Genomic DNA, 6378 nt, shown 5'->3' on the forward strand with positions numbered 1-6378 from the left:
GATCTTTAGGCACAAGCTCATCAATACAGACAAACTCAAGGGTGGACTGGGTTTGGGGGCGTTCTTTTAACATGGCTCTATTATAAAAAATCCTCGTCATTTGACGAGGACTTTTTCAGCAGTCTGAGCCGCTTTATGCGGCTTTTTTATTGCCTGTTTTTCCGTTAACCGAAGTTTGGGGGCTGGCTTGTCGGGCCTAAACTGGCATAAGATTGGGTGAAATGGCTATCGGCTGGCCGGTTTGTAAGGATTTGGGATGGAACAGGACGACTGGAAAGAGCGTTACAAGTCACTTTCTGATCAGATGGATGAGTTGCAAACTCAATTTGAAGATCAGCCTCTTCAGCATCTGCTGTGTCAGATGACGGTCGCCCTCGATGGTCAGTCTGCGCAGTTAGATCATGCGCTTAATCTTTTATGTACTCAGCTTAAAAATAATCAACCGGGATCACCAAAGGTGATTCAGTTAGTTGAGAAGCAGTTGCGCGGGCTGGATATCGAGCAGCAACAGCAGCAGGAAGCGTTACTGCTGGGGCTGCGTAAGTGGATCTATCAGCTACGACTTAACTTGACTGCAGAGGCGGCCGATCAACGCCTGAAAGGCATTGAAGGGGAGATGACGCCGTTCTCGGGACAGCTCGCTGTTATTGCCAAGGTTGTCAATGAGCTGGTTGAGCTTCAAGGGCCTTTGTTAGCGGATGATTTTAATCAAGGTCATCATCATGCAGCACTCGACGGGATAGCGCAGGAAGACGAAGCGCTACTGCAAAAGATAGGGTCTGAGTTGCTCAGTCTTATTGCGGGTTTAAATATACCGCCGGGTGATATGTCTTTGGCGCGAGAGCTGGTGAGCCGCATCGAGGAAGGCGTCACACTGAACGGCCTTTCGAGCATTGTTCAGGATCTTGTTGGTCTCGTATCCCGCTTTAATGCTTATAACGGTGCCGAGTTTGAAAACTATCTGCAAAATCTCACGGGCCACCTAGTGGAGGTGCAAGCCTATGTGAAGGCCGGGCAAACCGATGAGTTAGCGGCAGACGAAGTGGTTTTGCTGACGAATGGTATTCAAAAGGATGTGCAGTCGATACAAACCGTGATGCAGGAATCCAACGATCTGCAACAGCTTAAGAGTCATGTTTCTTCGCAGTTGCTAAACATTGTTAAGTCGGTCGATCTATTCAAAGAGAAAGAAGAGCGCCGTGAGCAGCGTTTGTATGAGCGTTACCTGCAGTTGCAGCGTCGTTTTGAGCAGATGGAAGAGCAAACCCATCAGATGAAGGTGCATATCGAGTCGGAACGACATAAAGCACTCACTGATTCACTGACCTCGTTACCAAATCGGGCCGGCTACGATGAACAGTTGCATGCAGAGTTCGAACGTTGGAAGCGCTATGGGCAACCCTTTTCGCTAGCCGTTGCCGATCTTGATTTGTTTAAACGAATCAATGACACTTACGGTCACCAAGCGGGAGATAAAGTGTTGCGGCTAATCGCTAATATTCTGACTAAACAGAGCCGCTCAACGGACTTTGTTGCTCGCTATGGTGGCGAAGAGTTCGTTATTCTGATGCCTGGGACGACCGCTAAGCAGGCGATGATTGCGGTCGACAAGGTACGGCAAGCGGTCGCGCAAAGCCCATTTAATTTTCATGGCGATCCCGTTCAAATTACACTTTCGCTTGGTTTAACCGAAGTGCAGCCTGAAGATGCGATCGATAGCCTCTTCAATCGGGCAGATAAAGCGCTCTATGAAGCGAAACGTTTAGGTCGCAACCGTATTGAGCTGGGTTAACCTTTAGTTCTTCGGTATGATGCAGCTCTTTACCTTCGCTACTGAAGTGGGCAATATGCCTGCCTTATTCCAGAACCACTACCACGGAAAACAACAGCGGTGCGACGTTTACTCCGAATTTTCAAAATAGCACGGGTTTTTGCTCGATACCGGCTCGATACTTTTTTTGAGCAGGTCAGTCTGCATTGGTATGCCCGACTGCTTTTAAAATTGATGCTATGGCGCTACTTCATTCCTGTGGGACCTCGTTCACAGGGTGAGCGTCTACGGTTAGCCTTAGAAGAGCTAGGCCCTATCTTTATTAAGTTTGGTCAGATGCTCTCTACCCGACGCGATCTGTTATCGGATGACTTGGCGCTGGAGCTGAAAAAACTACAGGATCAGGTGCCACCTTTTGCCAGCGCGTATTCACAGCAGTTAATTGAAGAGGCGTTAAACGCCCCAGTAGAAGAGCTGTTTGCCGAGTTTAATCCTGAGCCTATGGCGTCGGCTTCAGTGGCGCAGGTGCATGAAGCTTTGCTCTATAACGGCGAAGAAGTGGTGATTAAGGTCATCCGCCCAGGCATCGGTAAAACCATCAAAAAAGATATGGCTTTGCTTTATACCTTAGCTCGGTTAGTCGAAACGCTGTGGGCAGAAGGGCGCAGACTAAAACCGGTTGAGGTAGTGGCCGATTATGAAAACACTATCTTTGATGAGCTGGATCTGCGCAAAGAGGCGGCTAACGGTTCACAAATTAGACGTAATTTTGAAAACTCCCCGTTACTTTATGTGCCAGAAATCTATTGGGATCTAACCCGTCAGAATGTGTTGGTCATGGAGCGGATACACGGTATCCCCGTGGCGGATATCGAGCAACTGAAAGCTCAGAATACCGATATGAAAAAGCTGGCAGAGCAGGGGGTCGAAATCTTTTTCACCCAGGTGTTCCGCGATAGTTTCTTCCATGCAGATATGCACCCTGGCAACATCTTTGTATCCCGTGAAAATCCAGCGTCGCCGCAATATATCGCGGTTGATTTTGGTATTGTTGGTTCACTTTCACCGGAAGATCAAAGCTATCTAGCGCGTAATTTTTTGGCTTTTTTTCAGAGAGACTATCGTCAGGTTGCGCAACTGCATATTGATTCTGGCTGGGTACCGGCAGATACCAATGTGCAGTCGTTCGAAACCGCTATTCGCAGTGTCTGTGAGCCTATTTTTGAAAAGCCGTTAAAAGATATCTCTTTTGGGATGGTCTTAATGGGTCTATTTCAAACAGCGCGTCGTTTCAATATGGAGGTTCAGCCTCAGCTAGTGCTATTGCAAAAAACGCTGTTAAATATCGAAGGTTTAGGGCGGCAGCTTTATCCTGAGTTGGACCTGTGGCAAACCGGCCAACCGTTTTTGGAGCGTTGGATGAAAGAACGTATGGGGCCAAAAGCAGCCTATCGTTCAATTAAACAACAGGCCCCCGATTGGTTGGATAAAATGCCTCAGCTACCTCAGATGGCTTACGACGCACTGAATCAATTAAAGAACATGGATGACACTCGGCGCCGTGATATGTTGGCCATGAGCGTCGCTCGGCAAGAGCTGCAGCAGAAGGCTAGCCATCAATGGCGCTGGGTTGGCGTCGTCTGTTTGGTGGCTGCAGTGGGTCTTTCATTGGATGATCCGCTATTGGCGTTACAAGAGTTGCCGGCGATCGGTTGGTTATTAGGTGGGGTTGGCGCTGTCTTATTGCTGCGTCACTGAATTGAAACAATTAATGATTAGGCTAGCGGCCTCCCATGTTTCGGGGATAGTAGAGTCGTAGGGGATCAGGTATCCTTGCCTGCTTAGATGATAAAGAATATTGATATGTCTGAACCGTGGTTAGAACAGGTTAAGTGGAATAGTGACGGCCTCGTGCCGGCAATCGCTCAGGATCATGTCTCGGGCAAGGTGCTTATGGTTGCCTGGATGAATCGTGAAGCACTCGCGTTAACCGTTGCAGAGCAGCGGGCTATATACTGGTCGCGCTCGCGGCAGAAATTGTGGCGTAAGGGCGAAGAATCCGGCCACGTCCAGCAGCTTCATGATATCCGCTTAGATTGCGACGATGATGTTATTCTGCTGAGTGTTGAGCAGTTAGGCGGCATCGCTTGCCATACTGGGCGGGAAAGCTGCTTCTTTAAAACCCTACAAGCGGAAGAGTGGGTGGCGGTTGAGCCTGTTCTGAAAGATCCACATACGATTTACGATAAGTAAGGCCTGATATGAGTGATGTATTAACACAGCTGGGCGATATTCTCGAACAACGAAAAATGGCAACAGCTGAAAAGTCCTATGTGGCCAGCCTGCATGCAAAAGGGTTAAATAAAATCCTAGAGAAAGTGGGCGAAGAAGCAACGGAAACCATTTTGGCAGCTAAGGATGCTGAAGTGAGCGGCGATAATAATCATGTTATTTACGAAACCGCTGATTTATGGTTCCACTCGCTCGTCGCTTTATCTCACTTAGGTGAGCGGCCTGAAGCGGTGATTAACGAATTGGCACGTCGTTTTGATATGTCGGGCTTAGAAGAAAAAGCCTCAAGGTCAGAGCAAAAATAAATTAGGTCATGTTGGCGCTACTGAGTGGGCGTTAACATCGTCTGAAATCATTTAACGGACGGTTTGAATCGTTCATGTTGTAATACGGAGAACAATAATATGTTAGGTGGCATTAGTCTTTGGCAGTTGGCTATTCTTTTGGTAATCGTGGTATTGCTGTTTGGTACCAAGAAATTGCGTAATCTAGGCGGCGATTTAGGTGGAGCAGTGAAAGGCTTTAAAAAAGCCATGAACGACGAGCCTAAAGAGGAAGAGAAAAAGATTGAAGCTGATGCTGATTTTGCTGAGACAGATAGCGCGGCAGCGAAAGAGCAGAGTAAAGACGAGCCAAAAACTGATAAGTAACTGGCAGGTAACTGTAAATGTTTGATATCGGTTTTGCGGAGTTACTGATTATTGCAGTCGTCGGATTAGTGGTGTTGGGGCCTGAAAAACTCCCCATCGCTGTTCGCACTGTTGGCTTGTGGGTGAGTAAAGCAAAACGGACCCTCAGCGGCATTCAATCAGAAATCAGTGAAGAGTTACGTCTAGACGAGATGAAGCGACAGATAGCGATGCAGAAGGATGAGCTTGATCGTGAGCTCAACGAGATGCGGACGCCATCGTCAGAAGGGCTTGCAGGCACGGAAAAAACGGATAATGCGGCAGTGCTTGAAGACCGCCTTAGTCAGGTAGAGAACGAGTCGCATACCGTCGTAGCGTCTGAACAGGAAAAGACCAAGGCCGATGATAGATCCTAACCAACCCGATGATGAGCAACCCATTGTCTCTCATCTTGTAGAATTGCGTAGCCGCCTTATGCGCGCGCTATTGGCAATTTTAATTTTATTCCTCTGTCTATTTTATTTTGCTAACAACCTTTATGAGATTGTGTCTGAGCCGTTAACGGCGCTGCTGCCTGCGGGTACCAGTATGATTGCAACGGATGTCACCTCGCCATTTTTTGCACCTTTCAAATTAACGTTGGTGCTATCTCTTTTTTTGGCGATGCCGGTTATTCTGCACCAAGTGTGGGGCTTTATCTCTCCGGGCTTATATAAGCATGAAAAACGGCTGGCCGTGCCGCTATTGGCATCGAGTATTGTGCTCTTCTATTCAGGTATAGCGTTTGCTTACTTCGTGGTATTCCCGCTGATCTTTGGCTTCTTCACGAGTGTAGGGCCAGAGAACGTCGCCGTGATGACCGATATCAGTAGCTACCTCAATTTTGTGCTGAAGATCTTCTTTGCTTTTGGTGTTGTCTTCGAGATTCCTATCGCAACCTTGCTGCTGGTATGGAGTGGCATAACCGATGTGCAAAGCTTAAGAGCAAAGCGTGCGTACGTTATTGTCGGATGTTTTGTGTTGGGTATGTTATTGACGCCACCGGATGTGATTTCACAAACATTGTTGGCCGTCCCTATGTGGCTGCTATTTGAGTTAGGTATTATCTTGGCAGTGATCGTTAAAAGGAAAAGTCCTGAGGTTGAAGAGTAAGTATCGGGATAGAGCGTTGCTAGAAGATGAGCTGTCGTTAGTGAATGATGAGATCGAAGCATTTACTTGCATTAGCCAATAGAGAAACCACAAAAACCGCCGCCAGGCGGTTTGTGTTTTCTGGTAGGAGCCTCTTCCAGAGGCGATAAGCTTTAAACTGCGGTCTTGTTGCGCTACATGATTGGTGCTCCTAGCGGGTCTATCTAGGTGAGCAGCGGGTAGCCGCTAAAAATCCAACCTTTTTCATCAAAATGACACTTTTCGTGCTGCCCCTGTTGACTCCCTGCCTGTCCGGTGTAGAATGCGCCTCCTCGCTTGAGACAGCCACCGGAAACGGTCACTGAAACAAGTCGAGCTGTTTGATTAACCCATTGAAAGCACGGCGTTTAACGCAAGCTTTTAACAGCGGAAAGTGAAACAGGAAGTCGCCGACTTCGTTTGAGGATTTGCTAAAAATTCTTAAACAAAAAGGTTGACTTCATCAGGGTGTTGAGTAAAATACGCACCTCGCTTGAGACGACTCACCGCAAACGG

General features: G+C 47.7%; 7 protein-coding genes. All 7 read left to right on the forward strand.

What is annotated here, in order from left to right; translation table 11 throughout:
• The first annotated feature begins 256 nt into the window (after positions 1 to 256).
• Positions 257 to 1792 (forward strand): GGDEF domain-containing protein, encoded by a 1536-nt coding sequence (locus EH243_RS18355; RefSeq protein ID WP_126160112.1) that lies wholly within the window; start codon positions 257 to 259, stop codon positions 1790 to 1792.
• Positions 1793 to 1891: 99 nt separating this feature from the next.
• The gene (gene ubiB / locus EH243_RS18360) at positions 1892 to 3529 is read left to right on the forward strand and encodes a ubiquinone biosynthesis regulatory protein kinase UbiB (protein WP_126160113.1); all 1638 of its coding nucleotides are present in this window, start codon (positions 1892 to 1894) and stop codon (positions 3527 to 3529) included.
• Between the two features lie 105 nt (positions 3530 to 3634).
• The gene (gene hisI, locus EH243_RS18365) at positions 3635 to 4024 is read left to right on the forward strand and encodes a phosphoribosyl-AMP cyclohydrolase (protein WP_126160114.1); all 390 of its coding nucleotides are present in this window, start codon (positions 3635 to 3637) and stop codon (positions 4022 to 4024) included.
• An 8-nt stretch (positions 4025 to 4032) separates the two neighbouring features.
• Entirely contained in the window at positions 4033 to 4368 is a 336-nt protein-coding gene (locus EH243_RS18370; RefSeq protein WP_126160115.1) for a phosphoribosyl-ATP diphosphatase, read from the forward strand.
• Positions 4369 to 4467: 99 nt separating this feature from the next.
• Positions 4468 to 4713, forward strand: coding sequence for a Sec-independent protein translocase subunit TatA (gene tatA, locus EH243_RS18375; RefSeq protein ID WP_126160116.1), 246 nt, complete (start codon positions 4468 to 4470; stop codon positions 4711 to 4713).
• A 17-nt stretch (positions 4714 to 4730) separates the two neighbouring features.
• Entirely contained in the window at positions 4731 to 5108 is a 378-nt protein-coding gene (gene tatB / locus EH243_RS18380; RefSeq protein ID WP_126160117.1) for a Sec-independent protein translocase protein TatB, read from the forward strand.
• Positions 5095 to 5844 carry a twin-arginine translocase subunit TatC gene (gene tatC, locus EH243_RS18385; RefSeq protein WP_126160118.1) on the forward strand — a complete coding sequence of 250 codons (750 nt, stop codon included), beginning with the start codon at positions 5095 to 5097 and terminating at the stop codon, positions 5842 to 5844. The genes tatB and tatC overlap by 14 nt, the downstream gene beginning before the upstream one ends.
• Positions 5845 to 6378: the final 534 nt, after the last annotated feature.

The sequence above is a fragment of the Amphritea opalescens genome, assembly GCF_003957515.1.
Lineage (GTDB): Bacteria > Pseudomonadota > Gammaproteobacteria > Pseudomonadales > Balneatricaceae > Amphritea > Amphritea opalescens.